This is a genomic window from Mesorhizobium sp. M1066 (genome assembly GCF_040318635.1).
Lineage (GTDB): Bacteria > Pseudomonadota > Alphaproteobacteria > Rhizobiales > Rhizobiaceae > Mesorhizobium.
Genome location: NZ_JAMYMR010000001.1, coordinates 24,139 through 46,589 on the forward strand (window position 1 = coordinate 24,139; position 22,451 = coordinate 46,589).

A 22,451-nucleotide genomic window follows, 5' to 3' on the forward strand; every position below is an offset into this window, starting at 1 on the left:
ATCAGAACAACGACAATTGTTCGCAGGAGTGGGCGATCTTGTCGCGCAGGCCGGCCTTGTCGGTCAGCGCACCAGGCGACCAGCCTTCGGCGATGATGAACGGCCTGAGCTTGGCGACCGACTGGCAGATCCGTCCGACGTCCTCGAGCCGCATGCGCCGGTGCCGGCGCGTCTCCAAAATCTTCGCCACCACCTTGGTGCCGAGACCCGGCACCCGCAGCAGCGCTTCGCGGTCGGCGCGGTTGATGTCGACCGGAAACTGTCCCCGGTTGCGCAGCGCCCAGGCGAGCTTCGGGTCGATGGCGAGATCGAGCATGCCGTCACTGCTCCCGGCAAGGATTTCCGGCTGTGAAAACCCATAGAACCGCATCAGCCAGTCGGCCTGATAGAGCCGGTGCTCGCGCATCAGCGGTGGTTTCAGCAAGGGCAGCGACGATGACGAATCCGGAATGGGGCTGAAAGCCGAGTAATAGACGCGCCGCAGATGATAGCTGCCATAGAGCCGCGCGCTGGTGTGAAGGATGCCGTCGTCGGATGTCTTGTCGGCGCCGATGATCATCTGCGTCGACTGACCGCCCGGCGCAAAGCGTTCGCGCTTCTTGGTCTTCAAAGTCGGCTCAGCCTTCTCCTCCATCTTCTGGCGCAGCCTGGCCATGGAAAGCCGGATTGTCTCCGGCTTCTTCTCGGGCGCCAGCCGCTTCACGCCCTCATCGGTCGGCAGTTCGACGTTGATCGACAGCCGGTCGGCATAAAGCCCTGCCTTCTCGACCAGTTCCGCCGAACTTTCCGGGATCGTCTTCAGATGGATGTAGCCGGAGAACTTCTCCTCCAAGCGCAGTCGGCGTGCCACCTCGACCATCTCGCCCATGGTCTCGTCCGGTGAGCGGACGACGCCGGAGGACAGGAACAGGCCTTCGATATAGTTGCGCCTGTAGAAATCCATGGTCAGTTTCACCACCTCTTCGATGGTGAAACGGGCGCGCCGCACATTGGACGACGAGCGGTTGATGCAATAGCTGCAATCGTAGATGCAGAAATTGGTCAGCAGGATCTTGAGAAGGGAAATGCAGCGGCCATCCGGCGCGTAGGAATGACAGATGCCCCTGCCTTCGGTGGAGCCGATGCCGCCGGATTTCAAGGAATCCTTTTTTGCAGCACCGGAAGAGGCGCAGGAGGCATCGTATTTGGCGGCGTCGGAGAGGATCGCCAGCTTTTCACGGACGGTAAGTGCGCTCATATGTTCATGATATGTTCTGAACAGGAGATCCGCTACCTCATTTGATGGAGGCGGCGAAAAAGTGATCGCCGCCCATCATGAACCCATCAAACCTCGTGCAGATAGAGGTGGTAATCCAGTTCGTTGACCGTGCGTGCCACCCGCAGATACTCGGACTGTTTGATCGCCACGAAGGTCCGGTGCAGGTCCTCGCCGAGCGCGTTCTTCAGGAAGCTGGACGTCCGCGCCGCTTCGATCGCGGCGCGCCAGTCGACAGGCATGGTCGTGCGCGTGACCGCTGCCTCATAGCCGTTGCCGGTCGTTTCGGGACCCGGATCGAGGCCTTCATCCATGCCTTTGATGATGCCGGCGAGCACGGTCGCGGCGATCAGATAAGGGTTGGCGTCGACGCCGGACGGCCGGTGCTCGATGCGCCGGTTCTTGGCGTCGCCGGCCGGCACACGTAAGGCCACCGATCGGTTGTTGACACCCCAGGTCGGCGCCACCGGCGCATAGGATTGCGAAACGAAGCGCCGCCACGAATTGGCGTGCGGTGCAAACACCAGCATCGATTCCGCCATCGTCTGGATCAGGCCGCCAAGCCCCTGCAGCAGCGGCAGCGACCAGCTCTCGCCGCCGGCTTCGGCAAAGACGTTTCGGCCGGCCTTGTCCTGCAGCGAGACGTGGAAATGCATGCCCGAGCCGGCATATTTCTCGATCGGCTTGGCCATGAAACAGGCGGTGACGCCATGGCGGCGCGCCTGCGCCCGCACAAGCCGCTTCAGCATGACCAGATCGTCGGCCGCCCGCATCACATCCTTGCGGTAGTTCAGCGTCAGTTCGTACTGGCCGGGCGCATATTCGGAAATCACCGTCTCGGCCGGAATGCCTTGCGCCTTGGCCGCGGCATAGATGTCGGAGAACAGCGGCTCCATGCCGTGCAGATGATCGACCGAATAGACTTCAGTCTTGCCCGAGACGCGGCCGTCGAGCACGGCGCGCGCGGGCTGCACCTTGCCGTCGGCATCGCGCTCATTGGCAAGTAGAAAAAATTCGAGTTCGAAGGCTCCGGCCGGGTACAGACCCTTGGCCGCCAGGATCTCCACCTGCCGAGCCAGCGCCAGCCGCGGATCCGACGACATCGGCCGGCCGTCGAGCATGTACATCGCCATCAGCAACTGGCCGCGCGGCGGGCTCGTACCGTAGAGCGGCACCAGCGTGCCGGGGATCGGCCATGCCCTGAGGTCGCCATCACCGGTCGTCCAGATCAGTCCGGTCTCGTGCACATCCTCGCCGGTGATGTCGAGGCCGAGGATCGAGATCGGCATGTGGCGGCCGCCCTCGAAGATGCTCTTCAACTCATGCCGGCGCACGATCTTGCCACGGCCGACGCCATTGGCATCGGTCAGCACGATATCGAAGGCCTCGATCTCGGGATGGGCGTCGAGAAAGGCTTGCGCCTCGGCAGGTGTCGAGCCCGAAGGTGAGGTCATCATGGCATTGGGGTGGTCCATCGCCGCTTGTCTCATGCCGCAAGCTTCGCCGCAACCGCGCCGAAGGCGGTGATCAGCCGGTTGACCTGGGCAGCCGAGGTCGCCGGCGAGATCAGCATCATGTTGTGGAAGGGTGCGATCAGCACGCCGCGATTGACCAGCGCGACATGGATGGCGGCCTCCAGTTCCGGTGCATGCGCCATTTCCGCCTCGGCGCCATTGCGCAGCGGACCGGGCGCACAGATGAACTCGACGCGGGCGCCGACGCGGGAAACATGCCAGGGCAGACGATAGCGATCGATCACGCCGGTCAGTCCGGCATCGAGCCGCCGCGCCAGATGGTCCATCCGGTCGTAATTCCCCTCGGTCATCACCTCCTCAAGCGTGGCGCGCATCGCTGCGAACTGCAGCGGGTTGGCCGACAGCGTCGTGCCCATGCCGGAATAGCCCGGGTCCTTATCCCTGTTGTAGGCTGCGTAGCGCGAGGCGACATCATCGCTCATCGCCCACACACTGGCCGGCACACCGCCGGCAATCGGCTTGCCCAGCACGAAGAGGTCCGGGTCGAGGCCATACTTCCTCGTATAGCCGCCGGGGCCGGTCGAGATCGTGTGCGTCTCGTCGATCAGAAGCAGCGTGCCGGCTTGGCGTGTCAGTTTGCGCAGGGCGTCATGGTAACCCGGATCGGCCAGCACCATGCAGGAATTGGTCAGTACCGGCTCGGTGATGACGCAGGCGACGTCCTTATCCCCAAGCGCGGCTTCGAGTGCTGAAACATCGTTGAACTCGATGACCTTGGCCGTGCGGGTCAGGTCGCGGAACTCGCCGGCCAATCCCGGCCGGTTGACGGGCTTGCCGTTGATCAGCCGCACCATCGTCTCGTCGACAGAGCCGTGATAGCAGCCGTTGAAGACCAGGATCTTCTCCCGGCCGGTGATTGCGCGGGCAACGCGCAATGCAAAGCGGTTGGCGTCGGTCGCCGTCGTCGCGATCTGCCAGAACGGCAGGCCGAAGCGCTGCTGCAGCAACGGTCCGATGGCGAGCGCATCCTCCGAAGGCAGCATATAGGTCAGGCCTCGTCCGGCCTGCCGGCGGATGGCGCGGGCCACCGACGGCGGCGAATGGCCGAACATCGAGCCGGTGTCTCCAAGGCAGAAATCGTCGAGCTTGTTTCCGTCGATATCGGTGATCGTCGCGCCCCTGGCGCTGTCGACCAGGATCGGGAACGGCGTCGGCCAGTCGTTCATCCAGTGCATAGGGACGCCGCCGAAGAAGCCGGGCAGGCCGTTGCCGGCCTTTGCCTGCGATTGCGGCCGCGCCTTGCGGAAGGCTGCCCCCTCGGTCTCGCGCAAATCGGCAATGCGGTCGCGGCCGATGCCGCCGATGGACGTCCTGGACGTGTCGCTGTGCATGAAAACCCCTCTGGTCGATCCCTCTTAGCCAATCCGTGTCTGCATCCGCAATTGGCCGCGCATCTGTCCTGCGTTGGCTCAGCCTTTGGCAGCGGCGCTTGACCGTGCTGCCGAAGTCAGCGCCAATATGAGCGGGATTTGAGGTGGAGGGGCAAAATGAGAACGATCATATGTGTGGCAATGCTTCTGTCGTCGGCTGGCGCTGCCTTTGCCTCGGGCGGCATCTGGTGCTCCACCGAGGACACGGCGGCGACATTCGAGGTCGAGGCAGGCGTCACCAGAGGCATGGGCGGGCCGACCTTCAACTTTCGCGGCAACCTCGAAATTCTGAGCCGGCCTGCCGGCGACACCCTGCGCAAGACCGTGTTCGAGGATTCCAACCTGACGCAGTACTGGCTCGACGGCAAGGAATTGCGGCTGAACATCTATCGTGAGCACGAGGCCGCGCAAAAGATCAACTCGGTTGAACTGACGATCCTGACCAAGACCAGCGACGAAGGCGTCTACGACGGGAGCTATACGCTCGCCGTCTACGACGCCGCGGCGGATACGGACCAGGACGGCAAACCGGTTGAAATCAACGGCAAAGTGTCGTGCGGAGCGGAGTGAGCGGGGTCAGGCCGTGATATCGATGACGCCGCAATCGCCGGCGGCACTGCCGAAGGCGACACGGCGTTCTTCCTTGTCCCACATCATCGAGGTGATGGCGCCCTTGCCCGGCCGCCGCAACAGCACTTCCTTGGCGTCGGCAAAACGCACCGCCATCACCATGCCGTCATCATAGCCGACGGCAACGACATCCTGGCTCGGGTGGCAGGCGACAGCCGTCACCATGGCGTTGCCGCGCGTGCCGAGCTCCAGCGGCGCCTTGCCCATCGGGCCGTCCTTGCCGGAAAACGGCCAGACGATCGCCGCCGGCGCGCCGGAACTCGCCAGCCACTTGCCCTTCACGCTCCACGACAGGCTTTTCACCTTGCCGGGATAGCCGGTCATGCGCATGTGCTTGCCGTCGGCGAGCTTCCAGCCGTGCAGCGCGTTTTCCTGCATGGTGGTGACGAGGAAGGCGCCATCGGGAGAGAAGGTGACGCCGGTGTGGGCACCGGCCCATTCGAGTTCCACCGGCTTGCCCTCGGCGGCGGGGAAATGCAGCGTCGCGCCATTGTAGCGGGCAACGCCGAAGCGCATGCCCTTGGGCGAGAAGGCCAGCCCCTCCACCGAACGCGGATGGGCGAATTCCCTGGTCTTGCCGTCGGCAAAGCGCACGAAGGCTGTCTTGCCTGAGGCATAGGCGATGGCGCCCTGCGGCCCGGCGGCAACGCTGGTGATCCACTTCCTGGCGGCGCTTGCCAATTCCGTGGCCTCGCCGCCCGCTTTCACGGCAAACACCTTGCCGTCCTCGCCGCCGGTGATCAGCCGGTCGTTGGCCGCATCATGGAAGGCGGCCAGCAGCCCGTCATTGGCCTGAACTGTCTTGTGGCCATGGTCGAGCCGATGGACGACGCCGTCGGCCATCGCGAAATGCGGCACGTCACCGAGAAAGACGGCGGCGATGCAATGGCCTTCGAGATCAAGCGGGGCGACTGTGGGCATGACTATTCTTATTCACCTGGACGAGATTGTAGAGACAGCCCGGGCGGCTTACTCGACGTTTGCGGTTCCGGCAACCATGAGGTTAGGCAAGTCGCGAGAGGCGGTTGTCAAAGCAGCCCTCTCTCCCGCAGATCGATTGCGAACGTCGCCAGGGGCATCACCAGGGTCAAATCCGATCCTTGGAGGGGCTCGGCGCCATAACTGGCATACCACCTTGCCGCCCGCTCGCTCTTGGCATCGATGATGAGTAGGATGCCGCCGCCCTCGCCGGCAAGCCGTAGGCAGCGCAACGCCGCGGCAGCAAGCAACTGACCGCCAAGCCCTTGCCCTGCGACGGTGCGGTCGGTCGCGAGCCGTGCAAGCTTGAAACCGGAAACCTCGTGTCGCGCCAAGCCTCTCGTCATGGCTTCGGGTACGGTTTCATGGGCGACTGCGGACGGTGCGATTGTGTAGAAACCGAGGATACGCTCCGAAGCCGTATCATCGATTGCACAGAAGGTCTTGGCTGCATTCTGGTCGTGGCTCTGTCGCGCGAACCGCCGCAGAAAATCGTGCATCTGAGCGTCGCCGCAATCGAAGGAAGCCCGATCATGACGTTTCGCAATCGGTTCTTCGTGCCAGGATGGAAGCGTCACAGAGTAGCCGGCAAGGCAGCGATCGCGGCCTTGAGCTTGGCGTTTGGCTTTGGCGGGTGCTCCAACAGGTCGAGGATGCGCGAGAAATCGCGACCGGACACCTTCGTCATCTCGGCTGCTTCGATCACGGCCTGCGCTTCGGGCACGACCTTGTCGAGGATAAAGTCGGCCATGTCCTTGTGCGACAGCGCTGCGGCGCGGGAGATCATCGCCTTCTGCTCAGCCGGAATGCGGATTTGGTAGCGCTCGGTCTTGTTGTCGGCTGATCTAGGCATAGGTCACTCCTCGCCGCTAATATCGTGTACACATGATATGTGTACACGAGGAGATATTCAACCCGCACTGAGTAGCGCTACGAAGGATGACCTAGGCTTGGCAGGCATCAAAACTCTTCTCCAGCCGTTCGGCGTCGAGTTCCCTGCCGATGAACACCAGCCGGCTCTCATGTTTTTCGCCGTCTTTCCAGGCGCGCTGGTGGTCGCCCTCGATGATCATGTGCACACCCTGGATGACATAGCGCTCGTCGTCGCCCTTCAAGGCAATGATGCCCTTCAGCCGCAGGATGTTGGGGCCTTCCATCTGGGTGATCTTCTCGATCCACGGGAAGAATTTCTTCGGGTCCATCTCGCCGCCCCGCAGCGACACCGACTGCACCGTCACGTCATGGATGTCGGACGCATGGGCGTGATGGTGGTGCCCGTCATGATCATGGTGGTGGTGATCGTGGCCGTCATGATCGTGGTCATGATGATCGTGATCGTCATGCGCATCGAGGAAATGCGGGTCGTTTTCCAGTGCCCTCGACAGGTCGAAGGCCCCGCGGTCGAGCACTTCGGTCAGGTCGACGCCCGCTCGCGTCGTGCGATGGATCTTCGCCGCCGGATTGATGGCGCGGATCGTTGCCTCGACCTTGGCGAGTTCTTCTGATGTGACGAGGTCGGTCTTGTTGAGCACGACGACGTCGGCGAAGGCGATCTGGTCCTCGGCTTCCCTGGAATCCTTGAGCCGTAACGGCAGGTGCTTGGCGTCGACCAGTGCCACCACCGCGTCAAGCCTGGTCTTGGAGCGCACGTCGTCGTCCATGAAGAAGGTCTGCGCCACCGGCACCGGATCGGCGAGCCCGGTGGTCTCGACCACGATGGCGTCGAAGCGGCCTGGCCGGCGCATCAGGCCCTCGACGACGCGGATCAGGTCGCCGCGTACCGTGCAGCAGACGCAGCCATTGTTCATCTCGTAGATTTCCTCGTCGGATTCCACGATCAGATCGTTGTCGATGCCGATTTCACCGAACTCGTTGACGATGACGGCGTAGCGCTTGCCGTGGTTTTCCGACAGGATGCGGTTGAGCAGCGTCGTCTTGCCGGCGCCGAGATAGCCGGTGAGAACGGTTACGGGGATCTGCGTCTGTGCGTCGCTCATGGCTTGCCTCGAAAGTGCTGGGCCTCGAAAATTCGGCCTGAGAAAAAGGGAATGTCGGCTCCATATAGGGTGTGTGCCGGGCTTTTGCACGGGGCAAACCGATGGGCCAAACCGGCTTGCCGACATTGCCGAATTTTCATTGGCGAGAGCCGCTGTGACCGCCCAGATCAGGATACGAGAGGCCAATTCGAGAGGCAAGATATGTCCGGCAAGCCATCCTCCTTCTCAATGAGCCGGCGCCAGGCGCTCGGTTTGATCGCGGTCACCGCCGGCGGTGGTGCCTTCCTGCCCGCCGCCGCGATAGCAGACCAGACTTTACCCTATGCCGGACTGGCCTTGTTCGAAAACGGCGCCGGTGTCTGCACCATTACGCCCGAAGTGACCGAGGGGCCGTTCTATTTCGACCCGAAACTCGAACGTGCGGACGTCACCGAAGGCAAGAAGGGCATAGCCCTTGACGTTCGGCTGCAGGTTGTCGACGCGGACTGCCGCCCACTTGCCGGCGCCCGCGTCGACATCTGGCATTGCGACGCGCAAGGCGCCTATTCCGGCTATCCCAGACAGGGTGACGGCCGCGACGTCGACACGTCGGGCCAGACCTTCCTGCGTGGTTGGCAGAAGACCGACGCGAGCGGCATCGTTTCCTTCGCCACCATCTATCCCGGCTGGTATCGCGGCCGCACCACCCACATCCATTTCAAGGTCTTCCCTGACGACAATTCGGTGATGACCGGACAGTTGTTCTTCCCGGACAGCCTCAGCGAGCAGATTTTCACCAGGGTCGCACCCTACAACGACCGGCCGGGCAAGCGCGACACCTCGAATGCCGCGGACGGCATAGCCAGGCAGGCCGGACCGCAATCGCAGGCCGCGCTGCGCGAGCTGGAGGATGCCTATCAGGCGCTGATGATCGTAGCGGTGAAGCCTGGCTGAGCGGCGGTCACTCCACCACCCTGCTTGCGACGAAAACTCCGACGGGGAATTCGTTTGTCATCTAACTGAAATAAACATCTGGCATTAGCCACGGCGGACACCACAATGCTTGCCGGCAAAGCTGTTTGAAGCACCGGAATCTTTTTGATCGTCGATTGCCAACCGGCCGGCTGCCTCTATGCTGCCCGCACCGGTACGGCCGAAGAGGGAAGACCATGGCCAAGGCGGACAAGACTGCGACAATGAGCCGGCTGCATTCGGCGGCAAGGCTGGCAAGAACGGCGCTGGCGGCGCGGCTTCTGGCGCACGGCTTCTATGCCGGCCAGGACCAGATCATGCTGTCGCTCGACCGTGAGGACGGCCAGACGCCTGGCAATCTGGCCGGACGCCTCGGCGTGCGCCCGCCGACCATCACCAAGACTATCAACCGGCTGCAGGCGCAGGGTTTTCTGGAGAAGCGCGCTTCGTCGGCCGATGCCCGTCAGGCGCATATCTTCCTCACCGACACCGGTCGCGACATCATCCACGCCATCGAGAAATCGGTGAAGAAGACCGAAAAGCAGGCGCTGAAGGGCCTCGACAAGAAGGACCAGAAGTCGCTGTTCAAACTGCTTGCCCGCATCGAGGCCAACCTCTCGAACGAGGAACTGGTGCTCATCGACGACGACGCCGAATCGGACGACTGACCGGCGGATTGTCGCGGCAGGCGATCAGGCCGCCGCGGCAGAGCCCTGGATCAGCGACGACCAGCGTCCCGGTGTCATGCCGAACGCCTTCTTGAATTGCCTGATGAAATGGCTCTGGTCGCTGAAGCCGGCTTCGACCGCGATCTGTGCCAATGGTTCGCCGGCGGCGATCATCCGCCGCGCGCGCTGAAGCCGGCGCATCACCAGGAAGCGATGTGGACTGGTGGAGAAAGCGGCACGGAAATGCCGTGACAAGGCATAGCGATCAAGCCCGGTTACCGCTTCCAGTTCACCGGAGCGCACCGGCCGGTTCAGGTTTTCCGTGAGATAGTCGCGCGCCAGCGCAGCCGCCCGCCACGCCGTCCTGGTCATCGGCTTCGCCGGCTGGCCGCCATGCCGGATCAGGCTTTGCATCAGTTGCGTCAGAAAGTCGTCGACGAATAACTCGTCGAGTTCCTGCTCCAGCGGCCCCAGCGCCAAAAGCAGCGTTGCGCAAAAGGCGGCGTCCGTCACCACGCCATCCCTGACAAAAGGCAGCGAAGCGCCGCCAAGGCAGGCGAGCATCAGCGACGGCTCCAGATAGAGCATTCGGTAGCGCAGGCCGTCCTCGGTGCCGGCGCCGCCGTCATGCAACTCGTCGGGATGCAACACGATGATCTGGCCCGGAAGGCTGCGGCGCGCAGCGCCGAGATACCGAAACGTCTGCACACCGTGCAGCGTCACCCCGATCGCATAGGTGTCGTGGCGATGCAGGTCGAACGCGCTGCCATGGAAGCGCGCCTCGATCCGCTCCATGCCTGCGGGATCGGGGGCGGAGATGATACGGTTTTCCGCCGCATCGACGCACAAACGTCCAAGACCCTTGAAAGCCTGGCTGTCTAGATCGTGCGACATCGTCTCCTTCAGCCTCGCATTGGGGCACAACCGAATGGCCAATGTCTCATGTTCGATACGAAATTTGCAATCGTGCTCCGGGAGGATCTGCCGGTCTGGCAGAAACTCAACGTCACCGCTTTCCTGACCAGCGGCATCGTCGCCCAGTTTCCCGACATCATCGGCGAGCCCTATCACGACCGCGCCGGCAATCTCTACAACCCGCTGTCGATCCAGCCGGTCATCGTTTTGTCCGCCGACCAGACGACGCTGGGCACGATCCACCGGCGCACGCTGGAGCGCGGCGTGACCACCTCGCTCTATGTCGAGGAGATGTTTTCGACCGGCTTTGACGCGGCCAACCGCGCCGTCTTCGCCGAATTCGCGCCTGAAGACGCCAAGGTGGTCGGGATCGCGCTTCGCGCCGAGAAGAAGCTGGTCGACAAGATCACCAAGGGCACCCGTATGCACCCGTAGCTTTCAAAGGTATCGACTAAGCCTGCCGCCGACACTTGTTGTGCCAGCCGGCTTTGGCGTGGCGACAGCCGACAATTGCCTTGCCGGGAGCCGGCAATTCCCGCAAAGGTGGGCTTCAGCCCAGCTTCCCACCCGGCCTGCAAGTGAGTGCTCCCCAAAGACATGTAGAAAGCGCGACGCCCCCGGTGGCGATCTTGTGCATGCTTTCCACCTATGTCTGCTTCACCTTCCTCGACACATCAAGCAAATACCTCGTCCTTGCCGGCGTTTCCGTGCTGGTCGTTGCCTGGGTGCGCTTTGCCGTGCATGTGGTGCTGGTCGGCGCGCTGCTGCGCGGCTGGCGCGAACCGGTGCGGTTTCGTCCGGTCAACCTGCCGGCGCATATCTTGCGTGGCGCGTTCCTGTTCGGATCGACCATATTCAATGTCCTGGCGCTCAAATCCCTGCAATTGGCCGAGACAACCTCGATCTATTTCTTCGGGCCGATGGTGATCACGGCACTGGCCGGTCCGCTGCTTGGCGAGTGGGCCGGCTGGCGGCGCTGGCTGGCCATCCTGGCGGCCTTTGCCGGCGTCCTCATCATCACCCGGCCGGGCGTCGGCGTTTTCGGCATCGGACATCTCTTCGCGCTCGGCTCGATGCTGTCGAACTGCTTCTACGTCATCATGACGCGCCGCATGTCGGCGACCGAGACATCGGAGAGCCTCATCCTGTTTTCGGCGCTGGCGCCGGCGCTGCTGCTGTTGCCCCTGCTGCCGTTTTCGTTTTCCCTGCCGCATGATGGCTGGCACTGGTTCGTGCTGCTGATGCTCGGCGTGTTCGGCGGCGTCGGCCACTGGTTGCTGGTCCAGGCCTACCGGCTGGCGACGACCACGGCTTTGGCGCCCTATCCCTATTCGCAGATGGTGTGGATGATCATTTCCGGCTGGATCGTCTTCAAGCAGTTTCCCGACCGCTGGACATTGGTCGGCGCCGCCATCATCGTCGCCAGCGGCCTCTACATCGTCCATCGCGAGCATAGGCTTCGGCTGCGGAGCCGCGCGGCCTCGGATGTCGAGGCCGAAGCGTTGGCAAAAAAACTTTGATTTGCCCCCGATCGGTGGCATAACGCCGCCTTTAAACAGTTTAGGTCTGGAAGTTCAGGTCCGGGGAGCACACGTCGCTGGCACAAAAAATCAAGCTTTCGACGATCGCGGATGCGCTCGGCGTGTCCACGGCCACGGTCTCGCTGGCGCTGCGCGACAGCCCTCTGGTTGCCGGGACCACCCGTGACCGCATCAAGGAACATGCCCGCGCCATCGGCTATATCTACAACCGACGCGCCGCCAGCCTGCGCACCTCGCGTTCCGGCATTGTCGGCGTCGTCGTCCACGACATCATGAACCCATTCTTCGCCGAGATCCTGCGCTCGATCGAAAGCGAGCTCGACCGCAGCCGGCAGACCTTCATCCTGTCCAACCACTATGATCAGCTCGAAAAGCAGCGCACCTTCATCGATACGCTTTTGCAGCTCGGCGCCGACGGCGTCATCATGTCGCCGGCGATAGGCACGCCGGCTTCCGATATCCTGATGGCCGAGGAGAACGGCCTGCCGGCCGTGCTGATCGCGCGCACCGTGGAGGGTGCCGACGTGCCGGTCTTTCGCGGCGACGACTCCTATGGAACAGGGCTCGCCACCAACCATCTGATCTCGCTCGGCCACAAGCGCATCGCCATGATCGGCGGCACCGACCAGACCTCGACCGGCCGCGACCGCTACCAGGGCTATGTCAACGCGATGGACGCGGCCGGGCTGGAAGTCAGGCCGTCCTGGCGCATCGCCGGCCCGCGCACCAAGCAGGCCGGCTTCGAGGCCGCCGGGCAGTTCCTGGCGCTGAAGGACAGACCGACGGCGGCCTGCTGCTGGAACGACCTCGTCGCCATCGGCCTCATGAACGGCATTGCGCGCGCCGGCCTGGTGCCCGGCGTAGACATCTCCGTTACCGGCTATGACGACCTCGAAGAGGCGGCGATCGCGACGCCGGCGCTGACCACCGTCTGGAACGGCCAGCGTGAGGTTGGCCGCCGCGCCGCCAGCGCGTTGCTCGACAAGCTCAACGGCCAGACGGTGCGGCCCTCGCAGGAATTGATCAAGCCGGAACTGCATGTGCGTCAGTCGACCGGCAAGCCGGTGGAGCGTGTATGACCGAGGCCGAACAGCTGCAATCCGTCGCCATCCTGGTGCCGGGCGATTTCAACGACCATGCGGTCGACCGCATCAACCGCACGTTCAGGCGTGTCAGAATCGAACGCGCCGATCCGGCGCTCGTCACTGACGAGATGCGCAGTGATGTGCGCGGCATCGCTTCGTTCGCCGGCATCGACGCGGCGATGATGGATGCCTTGCCCAACCTCGAACTCATCGCCTCCTTCGGCGTCGGCTATGATTCGGTCGATGTCGGCCATGCCCGAGCGAAGAACATCATGGTCACCAACACGCCCGAGGTGTTGACCGAGGAGGTCGCCGACACCACGATCGGGCTGCTGATCAACACCATCCGCGACCTGCCGCGCGCCGAAACCTGGTTGCGTGACGGCAGCTGGGTGCGCAAGGGCAACTATCCGCTGAGCCGGCTGACCTTGCGCGGGCGCAGTGTGGGTATTTTCGGCATGGGCCGCATCGGGCAGGCCGTCGCCCGGCGTCTGGAAGCTTTTGGTTTGCCGGTCGCCTACCACAACCGGCGCCGTGTCGAAGGTCTTTCCTACCAGTACCATGCGACCCTGAAAGGGCTTGCCGAAGCCGTCGATACGCTGATTTCGGTCGCGCCGGGGGGCGACTCGACGGAGAAGGCGGTCAATGCCGAAATCCTGTCGGCACTTGGCGCCAACGGCGTCTTCGTCAACATCGGCCGTGGCAGCACTGTCGACGAGGCAGCGCTTGCGGCAGCCCTTGTCACCGGCACCATAGCCGCCGCCGGCCTCGACGTCTTTGCCGACGAACCGAACGTGCCCAAGGCGCTGCTCGACGCGCCCAACACCTCGCTGCTGCCGCATGTCGGCTCGGCCTCGGACCATACCCGCCGCGCCATGGCGGATCTCTGCGTCGACAATCTGGTGTCCTGGTTCACCGAGCGCCGGCCGTTGACGCCGGTCCCCGAGACGGCGGAAGTCAAGGCGCGAGCTTGAGGCTGCCTCACTTATTAACGTCAGCTTAACCCTTTGGAATCATTCTTCAACCTATCCGTGTACGTGGATGAAGAATGATGAAAGCACTTTCCGCATTGATCGCTGCCGCAGCGCTGTTTGGTGGCATTCAGCTGTTTCATGGCGGCAGCCGGGAAAGCGTGGCCAACGAGGCCGCCCCGTCCAACAGCTACAGGCTGGTCGCCAATGGCGATGAGGCGGTCTGTGCAGTCAGCCGCGGGGCCGAAATTTCGGACGGTTTGTCGCTGCTCACCGTTGCTCCGAAATGCCGCCGGCTCTTGCCGGGCATAGAGCAGGCGAAGTTCTGGCGCGAGCAAAACGATGGCACGGTCGCCTTCAGCGCCAATGGCACCGATCCAATCGTCACCTTCGCGGCTGCCGATGGCGACGGCTACGAATCCTATGCCCCGGCGCTACCATTGCTGTCGCTGGCGGCCACCGAAGATAAGAAATCTGGCGACTGATTATTCCGCCGCGGCCCGCGCGCCAGCCTTCGCTGCGGCGTGCAGCCGAACAGCATCGCCGAAGGCACGGAATATCTTGACCGAATTGCTGTCCGACTTGACCCAGTATTCCGGGTGCCATTGCACGCCGACGGCGAAGGCGCGGGCGTCGCGCACCGAAACCGCCTCGACCGTGCCGTCGCTGGCGACGGCCTCGACCTGCAGCTTCGAGCCGAGCCGGTCGATCGCCTGGCGGTGCAACGAATTGACCTTGATGTCGCCGGCACCGAACACGCCGGCCAGGCAACTGTCAGGTTTGATCGAAATGGTCTGGTGGATGGCGAAGCGTTCGTCCTGCTTGTCGCTCACCGGCGCGCGGTGGTCGAGCGAACCCTCGCGCTCCTGGATCTCGGTGCCAAGCGTGCCGCCCAGCGCCACGTTCAATTCCTGGATGCCGCGGCAGATGGCGAGCAGCGGCACGCCGCGCTCGATCGCCCGCCGGATCAGCGGCAGCGTCGTGGCGTCGCGCGCTGGGTCATAGGGGCCATTGGCTTCGCTGGCGTCGCCACCATAGAGCGAGGGATGCACGTTGGATTTCGAGCCGGTGACCATGACGCCGTCGACCGACGACAGAAGTTCGTCGAAATCGAGCCGGTCGCCGAACGATGGCACCAGCACCGGAAACACGCCGGCGCCGTTGATCGCCGCTTCCAGATATTGCTGCGGGGCGGCATGCCAGGTGTAGTTGTCGAACTGACGGACGTCTGTCGATATGGCGACGAGCGGCTGATGCATTTTGGCTCTGTGTTCCATCTGGGCAAGGGATACCTGCCTCTAAAATAGGCGATCCCCGGTTATTTTTCCATGCCAAGTTTCGGCGTGTCGCATGGGCCACCAAACGGCCTGTTAGACTATAGTTGCAGGGTAGCTGGGCTTCGCCGTCAAATCGGGTCGGCCTGCTGGACTCGACTTCTTGCCCGTGTATTGTCTCGAACGAACCGACACGGAAACCGAGGATTTCCTGACGTCGGCCTGTTGATCCAAAAGGGAGGAAGTTTATGGATCGTCGTTCATTCATTCGCAAGGCCGGTGTCGCCGGCGTCGGTGCCGCGGCGGCGGCGGCCACGCTGGCGGCGCCTGCCATCGCCCAGTCCAATCCCAAGGTGACATGGCGGCTGGCATCGTCCTTCCCGAAGTCGCTCGATACCATCTATGGCGGCGCCGAGGTGTTCTCGAAGATGCTGTCGGAAGCCACCGACGGCAATTTCCAGATCCAGGTTTTTGCTGCCGGTGAGCTGGTGCCTGGCCTGCAGGCCGCCGACGCCACCACGGCCGGCACGGTCGAGGCCTGCCATACGGTGGCATATTATTACTGGGGCAAGGACCCGACATGGGCGCTCGGTGCGGCGGTTCCCTTTTCGCTCAACGCACGCGGCATGAATGCCTGGCATTACCATGGCGGCGGCATCGACCTGTTCAACGAGTTTCTCGCCACGCAGGGCCTTTTCGGCCTGCCGGGCGGCAACACCGGCGTCCAGATGGGTGGCTGGTTCCGCAAGGAAATCAACACGGTGGCCGACCTTTCCGGCCTCAAGATGCGAATCGGCGGTTTTGCCGGCAAGGTGGTGCAGAAGCTCGGCGTCGTGCCGCAGCAGATCGCCGGCGGTGATATCTATCCCGCGCTGGAGAAGGGCACCATCGACGCGGCCGAATGGGTTGGTCCCTATGACGACGAGAAGCTCGGCTTCTATAAGGTCGCGCCCTATTATTACTATCCCGGCTGGTGGGAGGGCGGCCCGACCGTCCACCTGATGTTCAACAAGGCGAAGTACGAAGAACTTTCGCCGACGTACAAGTCGCTGCTGCACACTGCCGCGCAGGCGGCCGACGCCAACATGCTGCAGAAATACGATTATCTGAACCCTGCGGCGGTGAAGCGACTGGTGGCCGGCGGCGCGAAACTGCGCCCGTTCAGCCAGGAGATCATGGCTGCCTGCTTCGAGAAGGCCAACGAGGTCTATACCGAAATGGAAGCCTCCAACGCCCCGTTCAAGAAGATCTGGGAATCGATCAAGGGCTTCCGCAAGGAGCACTATCTCTGGGCGCAGGTGGCCGAATACAATTACGACACCTTCATGATGGTGCAGCAGCGCAACGGCAAGCTGTAGACCTTCGGACTTCAAAAGCTCCCTGAGCGGACCCGCTCAGGGAGCTTTTCTGTCAGGTACCGGGAGGCGAAGCCGGTGACTTAGCTTCGGTCTGGCACCACCAGCACCTTGACCTCGCCCGGCGCTGGCGGATTGGCGATAACCGCTGCCGCTTCCTCGAGAGGCACCTGCCTGGAGATCAGCCTGTCGATCTCGATCGCACCGGAAGCGATGAGTTCGGCGGCGCGGCGATGGGTGTAGGGGTTGAGGAAGGAACCGAGCACCTTCAGTTCCCGAAACAGCAGGTCGAACGGCTCGAATTCCGCTTTCATGCCTTGCGGCGTCACGCCGACGATGACGATCGTGCCACCGGCGCGGGCCAGCCGCATCGACTGCTCGACGGTCTCTCGCACGCCCGCGCATTCGAACACCACGTCGGCTCCGCCCGGCACCAGGCCGGCTGGCCCAGCGATGGCGTCGACGACATCGGCGGCAGTCGGATCGACCGTCGCTGTCGCGCCGAAATCCCTGGCGAGCGCGCGCCTCGAGGCTTGCCTGGTCGACAGGATGATGGTCGTGGCTCCCGCCAATCTTGCCAGCTGCACGGTGAGCAGGCCGATCACGCCGCCGCCAAGCACGACCACCGAGCTGCCCGGTTTGATCCCGGCAAGGTTGACGCCATGCAGGCAACAGCCGAGCGGCTCGCAGAAGGCACCGTGCATGGGATCGAGGCCCGCAGGCAGGACGAAAGCCTGCTTCTGCGGCAAGGCAAGATATTCGGCAAAGCCGCCGTCGCGATGAATGCCGATGGCGCGCAGATTGCTGCAGAGATTGACTTGTCCCGCGTGACAACGCGCGCAGCGCCCGCAGGCGATGTTGGGGTCGCCGGTGACGCGGTCGCCGACGGCAAAGCCGGAGACGGATTTTCCGACCGCCTCGACGATGCCGGAGAATTCATGGCCGGGCGTCACCGGCGGCGTGCACGGAAACTCGCCGTGAAACAGATGCCGATCCGTGCCGCAGACGCCGCAGGCTTCGATGCGCACCAGTAGCTCATCCGCACCGATGTCAGGCATGTCGACTTCGCGCAGCGTGATGCCGCCCACTGCTTCCAGCCGCACCGCTTTCATGGTTTTGACCATGCCGGTTCAGTTGAAGCTTGGCGGTTGCGACAGGTCGGGCTGTGGCGCTGCCGGCTTTGCCGGTGCCGGATCGCCGAAACTGGGCGGTTGCGAAAGGTCGGGAGCTGCCGGCGCCGTGCCGCCACCAGCGGGCGCCGCTCCATCCGCCGGCGGCGTGCCGAGCGGTGACAGGCCGGGCACCTCCGGCACCTTGTAATCGATGGTTCCCGGATCGACGGTCGTTCCCTTGTAGTGCATCACCATTTGCGGGAAGGCGATGGTCAACCCGATCATGATCACCTGGATGCAGACGAAGGGCACGGCGCCCCAATAAATCTGTCCGGTGGTCACCGGCGCGATTTGTTTGCCGGTGAGACGATCGAGATAGGGCACGCGCGCGGCCACCGAACGCAGGTAGAACAGCGCGAAGCCGAAGGGCGGGTGCATGAAGCTGGTCTGCATGTTGACGCCCAGAAGCACGCCGAACCAGATCAGGTCGATGCCGAGCTTGTCGGCGGCGGGCGCCAGCAGCGGTACGATGATGAACGCCAATTCGAAGAAGTCGAGGAAGAAGGCGAGGAAGAAGACGAGCATGTTGACGCCGATCAGGAAGCCGACCTCGCCGCCCGGCAGCGACGTCAAAAGGTGCTCGACCCAGATATGGCCGTTGACGCCGTAGAAGGTCAGTGAGAACACCCGTGCGCCGATCAGGATGAACAGCACGAAGGACGACAGCCTTGTCGTCGAGGCCAGTGCCTGCTTGACGACGTCAAGCGACAAGCGCCCCTTTGCCGCCGCCATGAACAAGGCGCCGACCGAGCCCATGGCGCCGCCTTCGGTCGGGGTGGCGATGCCCAGGAAGATGGTGCCCAGCACCAGGAAGATCAGCGCCAGTGGCGGGATCAGCACGATGATCACCTGCTGCGCGAGCCTGGACATCATGTTGAAGTTCAGGCGTTTGTCGGCAATGGCCACGATGTAGATGAACAGCACTCCGGCAGTCGCGCCGAGAATGTCGGCATTGTCGCCATGCGCCGGCGCCAGATAACGATACGCCGCGTAGGAAACCGCTGATGTGACCAGCAAAGCCACCAGCAGCGACATCACGCCATGGCCGAGTGTACGGGCCTCGAGCGGCAGCGCCGGCATCGAGTTCGGCCGGATGATCGACATGATCAGGATGTAGGACATATAGAGGCCGGTGAGCACGAGGCCCGGGATCAGCGCGCCGGCATACATGTCGCCGACCGAGCGGCCAAGCTGGTCGGCAAGCACGATCAGCACCAGCGACGGCGGGATGATCTGTGCAAGCGTGCCGGAGGCGGCGATGACACCGGATGCGAGCCGGCGGTCATAGCCATAGCGCAGCATGATCGGCAGCGAGATCAGGCCCATGGCGATGACTGAAGCCGCCACCACGCCGGTGGTCGCCGCCAAAAGCGCGCCGACGAAGATCACCGCATAGGCGAGGCCGCCTCGGATGGGCCCGAACAGCTGGCCGATCGTGTCGAGCAGGTCTTCGGCCATACCCGACCGCTCGAGCACGATGCCCATGAAGGTGAAGAACGGGATGGCCAGCAGCGTGTCGTTCGACATCACCCGGCTGCCGTAGAAATTATCCGGCAATGCGTGCAGGAGCGGCCAGGCGAGGTTGATCGATCCTCCGGAATAAGGCGACAGCAGCACGCCGATGAAGAAGAACATCAAGCCGTTGGCGGCCAAGGAAAAAGCGACGGGGTAGCCGATCAGCAGGAAGATGATCAGCGAGGCGAACATGATCGGCGCCATGTTCTGCGCGATGAATTCCATCACGAGCGCACCTCGTCGGCCAGCGCCTTGGCTTCAAGTTCGGCCTGCTCATGCACCGATATGAAGGGATTGGGGTCGTCCATGTCTCCGCGCATGATGGCGATCTTCTTGATGATTTCGGAGATGCCCTGCAGCGCGAGCAGGAAAAAACCGATGAGCAGGATGGCCTTGGCCGGCCAGATGATCAGACCGCCGGAATTGTTGGACATCTCGCCGCTGCGAAACGACAGCGACACATAGGGCACGAAATAGATCACCATCAGCGTCACGAACGGCATCAGGAAAAAGAGATGCCCGAGCAGGTCGATCCAGTGCTGCACGCGGCGTGAAAACAGGCCGTAGACGACGTCGATGCGGATATGTTCGTTCTGTTTCAGCGTATAGGCGGCGGCCAGCATGAAGGCGGCGCCGAACAGATACCACTGCAGCTCGAGCCAGGCGTTCGAGGATATGTCGAACACCTTGCGGATAATGGCGTTGGCGGCGCTCACCAGGATCGCCAGCAGGATCAGCCACGATATCCATTTGCCGATGAATTCGTTGGCGCGATCAATAGTCCTGGATAGAGCAAGAAGCCCTGCCATGCATTTCCTCCCTTGTACCGGAGGCGTGCCGGCTCCCCCCTTTTTTGTCCGTCACGCCGCGTGGTCCAACGGTATGCCGCGCGTGGACTGACGGGTCAACAAGCATAGAGGCAGCAAATATCATCGCATGGCAGACAGTGCCCGATACCGGCGATCTGCCCTCGCGTCATGCAACCAAAGTCTGACCTTTTCAGGCGATTTTGCCGGTGTCGCGGCCGGCGCCGATCAGGATCAGCGTCGTGACCAGGAACAGATACATCCACGCGTCGCGCCATTCGACCGGGAAATAGCCGGCCCACAGCGATTCGGCCATGCCGAAGGCGGCCGCGCCGAGTGCTGCGCGCGGTGGCGAGAGATAGCCGCCGACCGCCGTCACGAATAGGATTTTCAGCCCGTAGACGAGGCCTGAGCCGAAGCTGACATTGCCGTAATAGAGCCCGGCCATCACACCGGCCAGCGCGGCGCAGAAGCCGCCGAACAGCACCGCGTGCCGGAACACCGCGCGCACGTCGACGCCGCACATCGCGGCTGCCTTGGGGTCGTCGGAGACGGCACGCCAGCGCCGGCCGAAGCTCGACCGGGCAAACGCCCAGCTGGCCAGCACGATTGCCGTCAGCACCACCGCACAGTCGATGAGCTGGATGAGCGTCAGCGTCGCCTTGAAGGTCGCGCCCCGCGCGAAAACGATAGGCTGCGCCAGCATCGGCGGGAGCCACAGATCATGCGTGTCGGCGGCGATGCGGCTCGCTTCGGACAGCAGCAACAGGATGCCGAGCGTCGTCACCACGATCGCATTTGGCGTGCGGTCGGCCAAAGGTTCGAAGACACTGCGCGACAGCACGTGGCTGATCAGCGCGGCATAAAGGAAAGCCGCCACGACGCCGAGCGCCACCGCCGCGAGCAGCGTCAGCCACAGCACCTGATAGCCAAAGGCAGCGGTCAGGATCATCGTCTGACCGCAAAAGGCGAACAGCGCGCCATAGGCGAGGTTGGTGCGGTGCAGGATGCCGTTGGTCAGCACATAGCCGAAGGCGAGCAACGCATAAAGCGCGCCCGAATGCAGCCCGTTCAGCACCTGCTGGAAGAAGTAGAGCATGTGAAACCCTCGGAGCATGTCGCTCAAAAGTGCGAAGCGGTTCTGGCCAACGACATGCTCAAAAGGCTGCGGAGATCACCGCATCCCGGAGTGAGGGTGCATCGCTAAATCTAACTTGTCAAATGCGATTTATCGGTTAGATTTTGGGCATGACGGTATCCTGGACCCCGCACCGCTTTACCGGCGGCCTGCTTGCGCTCGACACGGCGAACACCGTCGTGCTGCGCGGCGATCCGGAGCGGACCTTCGACCGTTTCGATGATCCGGCCGAGATTGCCCGCTTCGCCGATGCGGCGAGCCGCTTTCGCGCCGCCGAGCTTGGCGACAGGCCGCTGGCTGCACCGTCACCGGAGACAATCGCGCCCGTCGTGCTGTCGATCCGCGAGGCGACGGACCGGCTGTTTCGTGATGCGGCGTCGAAGGGCGCGGTTGCCACCACTGATCTGCCCGGATTCCTGAGAGCCTGCGGCGATGGCCTTGCCGGCAGCCGGACCGAGATCGGTGCGCCGGGGAGGCCCTTCGGTGATCCCCTGACTCCGATCGCCTTCGAGGCGGCACTGGCGGTTTCGGCGCTGTCCCTTCTGCGCGACAACACCGTCGCGAGGCTCAGGATCTGTCCCAACTGCACCTGGCTGTTCGTCGACAGAAGCCGCAATTCCAGCCGCCTTTGGTGCGACATGGCGGTGTGTGGCAACAGGCAGAAGGCAAGCCGTCACTATCGTCGCCGTCGCATGGCGGAAAGTGAGGTCAAGAATGCGTAGCGGCCTTTCCCATTCGATCCTTGTCGGCGCGGCGCTCATCGTGGCCGTTACGCTCGGCGCCTGCCGCGATACCGGCAATGACGAAGGCAAGCTGTTCGAGATTTCCGGCAAGATATTCGTCTTCAACTACCGCCTCGCAAGGGCGACTTATGTCGTGACGCTGCGGCCGCTGAAGCCGATGGGAGAGGGCCAGGTCGCGGTCGCCAGCTTCCAGGATCCCGCCGGCGGCGCGCCTCTGGTGGTCGAGCAGAAGGTCTGGCCGAAGCTCGACAAGGTGACGCTAGAGAGCCCGGCACTGACCTGCGTCGTCAAGAACAAGCCCTATGCGATTGCCATCAGCATCAAGGGCGCCGACGGCGCGGTCCTGCAGAAGATCGATACCACGCTGATGTCGACGGAAGACCAGTCGATCCTGCCCGACCGGCCGCTGGTCATCGATCAGCTCTACACCGCCAATCCCGATCTCGTCGGCCATCCCGACGGCAAGCTGCCGGGCGAGCCGAAGCCGGATTGCTCGAAGGGCGGCTGACGCGTCGCGGCCATCCGGGCCGCAGCTGAAATTTTCGTGCGCCG

General features: G+C 63.3%; 24 protein-coding genes. 11 read left to right on the forward strand and 13 right to left on the reverse strand.

What is annotated here, in order from left to right:
* Nucleotide 1: 1 nt before the first annotated feature.
* From NKH52_RS00105 to NKH52_RS00115, 3 genes are all read right to left on the reverse strand, one after another.
* Nucleotides 2–1,237 carry a putative DNA modification/repair radical SAM protein gene (locus tag NKH52_RS00105; RefSeq protein ID WP_352732615.1) on the reverse strand — a complete coding sequence of 412 codons (1,236 nt, stop codon included), beginning with the start codon at nt 1,235–1,237 and terminating at the stop codon, nt 2–4.
* A gap of 86 nt (nt 1,238–1,323) precedes the next feature.
* Nucleotides 1,324–2,709, reverse strand: a complete 1,386-nt coding sequence (locus NKH52_RS00110; protein WP_502908001.1) for a glutamine synthetase family protein — start codon at nt 2,707–2,709, stop codon at nt 1,324–1,326.
* Between the two features lie 32 nt (nt 2,710–2,741).
* Nucleotides 2,742–4,121, reverse strand: a complete 1,380-nt coding sequence (locus NKH52_RS00115) for an aspartate aminotransferase family protein (RefSeq protein ID WP_352732612.1) — start codon at nt 4,119–4,121, stop codon at nt 2,742–2,744.
* 156 nt (nt 4,122–4,277) lie between these two features.
* On the opposite strand from NKH52_RS00115, the gene NKH52_RS00120 reads away from it, so the two are divergent.
* On the forward strand, nt 4,278–4,730 hold the full coding sequence (locus tag NKH52_RS00120; RefSeq protein ID WP_352732609.1) for a hypothetical protein: 453 nt from the start codon (nt 4,278–4,280) through the stop codon (nt 4,728–4,730).
* Nucleotides 4,731–4,736: 6 nt separating this feature from the next.
* On the opposite strand, the gene NKH52_RS00125 is transcribed toward NKH52_RS00120, so the two are convergent.
* The 4 genes from NKH52_RS00125 to NKH52_RS00140 all read right to left on the reverse strand — a co-directional run bounded on the left by NKH52_RS00125 (nt 4,737) and on the right by NKH52_RS00140 (nt 7,765).
* Nucleotides 4,737–5,711, reverse strand: a complete 975-nt coding sequence (locus NKH52_RS00125) for a WD40 repeat domain-containing protein (protein WP_352732606.1) — start codon at nt 5,709–5,711, stop codon at nt 4,737–4,739.
* Between the two features lie 107 nt (nt 5,712–5,818).
* Nucleotides 5,819–6,346: a GNAT family N-acetyltransferase gene (locus NKH52_RS00130; protein WP_352732604.1), complete on the reverse strand. Its 528-nt coding sequence runs from the start codon at nt 6,344–6,346 to the stop codon at nt 5,819–5,821.
* Nucleotides 6,343–6,621: a type II toxin-antitoxin system TacA family antitoxin gene (locus tag NKH52_RS00135; RefSeq protein ID WP_127289746.1), complete on the reverse strand. Its 279-nt coding sequence runs from the start codon at nt 6,619–6,621 to the stop codon at nt 6,343–6,345. Before NKH52_RS00135 ends, NKH52_RS00130 begins: the two co-directional genes overlap by 4 nt.
* Nucleotides 6,622–6,712: 91 nt before the next feature.
* A complete protein-coding gene (locus NKH52_RS00140) occupies nt 6,713–7,765 on the reverse strand; it encodes a CobW family GTP-binding protein (RefSeq protein ID WP_352732601.1) in 1,053 nt (350 codons plus the stop codon).
* A 201-nt stretch (nt 7,766–7,966) separates the two neighbouring features.
* Between NKH52_RS00140 and NKH52_RS00145 the strand changes: the two genes are divergently transcribed.
* Both NKH52_RS00145 and NKH52_RS00150 read left to right on the forward strand, forming a co-directional pair.
* Nucleotides 7,967–8,698, forward strand: a complete 732-nt coding sequence (locus tag NKH52_RS00145) for an intradiol ring-cleavage dioxygenase (RefSeq protein WP_352732598.1) — start codon at nt 7,967–7,969, stop codon at nt 8,696–8,698.
* A 215-nt stretch (nt 8,699–8,913) separates the two neighbouring features.
* Nucleotides 8,914–9,384, forward strand: coding sequence for a MarR family winged helix-turn-helix transcriptional regulator (locus tag NKH52_RS00150; protein WP_127289750.1), 471 nt, complete (start codon nt 8,914–8,916; stop codon nt 9,382–9,384).
* Between the two features lie 24 nt (nt 9,385–9,408).
* On the opposite strand, the gene NKH52_RS00155 is transcribed toward NKH52_RS00150, so the two are convergent.
* Nucleotides 9,409–10,278 carry an AraC family transcriptional regulator gene (locus NKH52_RS00155; RefSeq protein ID WP_352732597.1) on the reverse strand — a complete coding sequence of 290 codons (870 nt, stop codon included), beginning with the start codon at nt 10,276–10,278 and terminating at the stop codon, nt 9,409–9,411.
* Between the two features lie 48 nt (nt 10,279–10,326).
* Here NKH52_RS00155 and NKH52_RS00160 point away from each other — a divergent pair, with 48 nt between their 5' ends.
* From NKH52_RS00160 to NKH52_RS00180, 5 genes are all read left to right on the forward strand, one after another.
* A complete protein-coding gene (locus tag NKH52_RS00160) occupies nt 10,327–10,734 on the forward strand; it encodes a DUF2000 family protein (protein ID WP_127289754.1) in 408 nt (135 codons plus the stop codon).
* A 200-nt stretch (nt 10,735–10,934) separates the two neighbouring features.
* Nucleotides 10,935–11,819 carry a DMT family transporter gene (locus NKH52_RS00165; RefSeq protein ID WP_032909476.1) on the forward strand — a complete coding sequence of 295 codons (885 nt, stop codon included), beginning with the start codon at nt 10,935–10,937 and terminating at the stop codon, nt 11,817–11,819.
* Between the two features lie 77 nt (nt 11,820–11,896).
* A complete protein-coding gene (locus NKH52_RS00170) occupies nt 11,897–12,919 on the forward strand; it encodes a LacI family DNA-binding transcriptional regulator (RefSeq protein WP_352732667.1) in 1,023 nt (340 codons plus the stop codon).
* Nucleotides 12,916–13,899 (forward strand): 2-hydroxyacid dehydrogenase, encoded by a 984-nt coding sequence (locus tag NKH52_RS00175; protein ID WP_352732594.1) that lies wholly within the window; start codon nt 12,916–12,918, stop codon nt 13,897–13,899. The genes NKH52_RS00170 and NKH52_RS00175 overlap by 4 nt, the downstream gene beginning before the upstream one ends.
* A 77-nt stretch (nt 13,900–13,976) precedes the next feature.
* Nucleotides 13,977–14,381, forward strand: a complete 405-nt coding sequence (locus NKH52_RS00180; protein WP_352732664.1) for a hypothetical protein — start codon at nt 13,977–13,979, stop codon at nt 14,379–14,381.
* Here NKH52_RS00180 and NKH52_RS00185 read toward each other — a convergent pair whose 3' ends face one another.
* Nucleotides 14,382–15,155 carry a gamma-glutamyl-gamma-aminobutyrate hydrolase family protein gene (locus NKH52_RS00185; protein ID WP_352732591.1) on the reverse strand — a complete coding sequence of 258 codons (774 nt, stop codon included), beginning with the start codon at nt 15,153–15,155 and terminating at the stop codon, nt 14,382–14,384.
* A 263-nt stretch (nt 15,156–15,418) separates the two neighbouring features.
* Here NKH52_RS00185 and NKH52_RS00190 point away from each other — a divergent pair, with 263 nt between their 5' ends.
* A complete protein-coding gene (locus NKH52_RS00190) occupies nt 15,419–16,528 on the forward strand; it encodes a TRAP transporter substrate-binding protein (protein ID WP_352732588.1) in 1,110 nt (369 codons plus the stop codon).
* Nucleotides 16,529–16,608: 80 nt separating this feature from the next.
* On the opposite strand, the gene NKH52_RS00195 is transcribed toward NKH52_RS00190, so the two are convergent.
* The 4 genes from NKH52_RS00195 to NKH52_RS00210 form a co-directional block, all read right to left on the reverse strand.
* Complete coding sequence (locus tag NKH52_RS00195; RefSeq protein ID WP_352732661.1) at nt 16,609–17,637, reverse strand: zinc-dependent alcohol dehydrogenase family protein; 1,029 nt, start codon at nt 17,635–17,637, stop codon at nt 16,609–16,611.
* A gap of 18 nt (nt 17,638–17,655) precedes the next feature.
* Complete coding sequence (locus NKH52_RS00200; protein WP_027039851.1) at nt 17,656–19,437, reverse strand: TRAP transporter large permease; 1,782 nt, start codon at nt 19,435–19,437, stop codon at nt 17,656–17,658.
* A complete protein-coding gene (locus tag NKH52_RS00205) occupies nt 19,437–20,021 on the reverse strand; it encodes a TRAP transporter small permease subunit (protein ID WP_127259558.1) in 585 nt (194 codons plus the stop codon). The genes NKH52_RS00200 and NKH52_RS00205 overlap by 1 nt, the downstream gene beginning before the upstream one ends.
* A 190-nt stretch (nt 20,022–20,211) precedes the next feature.
* Entirely contained in the window at nt 20,212–21,117 is a 906-nt protein-coding gene (locus NKH52_RS00210) for a branched-chain amino acid ABC transporter permease (protein ID WP_352732585.1), read from the reverse strand.
* Between the two features lie 149 nt (nt 21,118–21,266).
* Here NKH52_RS00210 and NKH52_RS00215 point away from each other — a divergent pair, with 149 nt between their 5' ends.
* Nucleotides 21,267–21,878 (forward strand): CGNR zinc finger domain-containing protein, encoded by a 612-nt coding sequence (locus NKH52_RS00215; RefSeq protein ID WP_352732582.1) that lies wholly within the window; start codon nt 21,267–21,269, stop codon nt 21,876–21,878.
* The gene (locus tag NKH52_RS00220) at nt 21,871–22,407 is read left to right on the forward strand and encodes a hypothetical protein (protein WP_352732579.1); all 537 of its coding nucleotides are present in this window, start codon (nt 21,871–21,873) and stop codon (nt 22,405–22,407) included. The genes NKH52_RS00215 and NKH52_RS00220 overlap by 8 nt, the downstream gene beginning before the upstream one ends.
* Nucleotides 22,408–22,451: the final 44 nt, after the last annotated feature.

Bases quoted from the DNA above. Each gene is read 5' to 3' on its own strand.
- NKH52_RS00115 (WP_352732612.1), bottom strand. From the start codon at position 4,121: ATGCACAGCGACACGTCCAGGACGTCCATCGGCGGCATCGGCCGCGAC.
- NKH52_RS00155 (WP_352732597.1), bottom strand. From the start codon at position 10,278: ATGTCGCACGATCTAGACAGCCAGGCTTTCAAGGGTCTTGGACGTTTG.
- NKH52_RS00180 (WP_352732664.1), top strand. From the start codon at position 13,977: ATGAAAGCACTTTCCGCATTGATCGCTGCCGCAGCGCTGTTTGGTGGC.
- NKH52_RS00120 (WP_352732609.1), top strand. From the start codon at position 4,278: ATGAGAACGATCATATGTGTGGCAATGCTTCTGTCGTCGGCTGGCGCT.
- NKH52_RS00160 (WP_127289754.1), top strand. From the start codon at position 10,327: ATGTTCGATACGAAATTTGCAATCGTGCTCCGGGAGGATCTGCCGGTC.
- NKH52_RS00200 (WP_027039851.1), bottom strand. From the start codon at position 19,437: ATGGAATTCATCGCGCAGAACATGGCGCCGATCATGTTCGCCTCGCTG.
- NKH52_RS00145 (WP_352732598.1), top strand. From the start codon at position 7,967: ATGTCCGGCAAGCCATCCTCCTTCTCAATGAGCCGGCGCCAGGCGCTC.
- NKH52_RS00140 (WP_352732601.1), bottom strand. From the start codon at position 7,765: ATGAGCGACGCACAGACGCAGATCCCCGTAACCGTTCTCACCGGCTAT.
- NKH52_RS00105 (WP_352732615.1), bottom strand. From the start codon at position 1,237: ATGAGCGCACTTACCGTCCGTGAAAAGCTGGCGATCCTCTCCGACGCC.
- NKH52_RS00125 (WP_352732606.1), bottom strand. From the start codon at position 5,711: ATGCCCACAGTCGCCCCGCTTGATCTCGAAGGCCATTGCATCGCCGCC.
- NKH52_RS00165 (WP_032909476.1), top strand. From the start codon at position 10,935: ATGCTTTCCACCTATGTCTGCTTCACCTTCCTCGACACATCAAGCAAA.
- NKH52_RS00150 (WP_127289750.1), top strand. From the start codon at position 8,914: ATGGCCAAGGCGGACAAGACTGCGACAATGAGCCGGCTGCATTCGGCG.
- NKH52_RS00175 (WP_352732594.1), top strand. From the start codon at position 12,916: ATGACCGAGGCCGAACAGCTGCAATCCGTCGCCATCCTGGTGCCGGGC.
- NKH52_RS00190 (WP_352732588.1), top strand. From the start codon at position 15,419: ATGGATCGTCGTTCATTCATTCGCAAGGCCGGTGTCGCCGGCGTCGGT.
- NKH52_RS00215 (WP_352732582.1), top strand. From the start codon at position 21,267: ATGACGGTATCCTGGACCCCGCACCGCTTTACCGGCGGCCTGCTTGCG.
- NKH52_RS00205 (WP_127259558.1), bottom strand. From the start codon at position 20,021: ATGGCAGGGCTTCTTGCTCTATCCAGGACTATTGATCGCGCCAACGAA.
- NKH52_RS00195 (WP_352732661.1), bottom strand. From the start codon at position 17,637: ATGAAAGCGGTGCGGCTGGAAGCAGTGGGCGGCATCACGCTGCGCGAA.
- NKH52_RS00210 (WP_352732585.1), bottom strand. From the start codon at position 21,117: ATGCTCTACTTCTTCCAGCAGGTGCTGAACGGGCTGCATTCGGGCGCG.
- NKH52_RS00110 (WP_502908001.1), bottom strand. From the start codon at position 2,709: ATGACCTCACCTTCGGGCTCGACACCTGCCGAGGCGCAAGCCTTTCTC.
- NKH52_RS00185 (WP_352732591.1), bottom strand. From the start codon at position 15,155: ATGCATCAGCCGCTCGTCGCCATATCGACAGACGTCCGTCAGTTCGAC.
- NKH52_RS00220 (WP_352732579.1), top strand. From the start codon at position 21,871: ATGCGTAGCGGCCTTTCCCATTCGATCCTTGTCGGCGCGGCGCTCATC.
- NKH52_RS00135 (WP_127289746.1), bottom strand. From the start codon at position 6,621: ATGCCTAGATCAGCCGACAACAAGACCGAGCGCTACCAAATCCGCATT.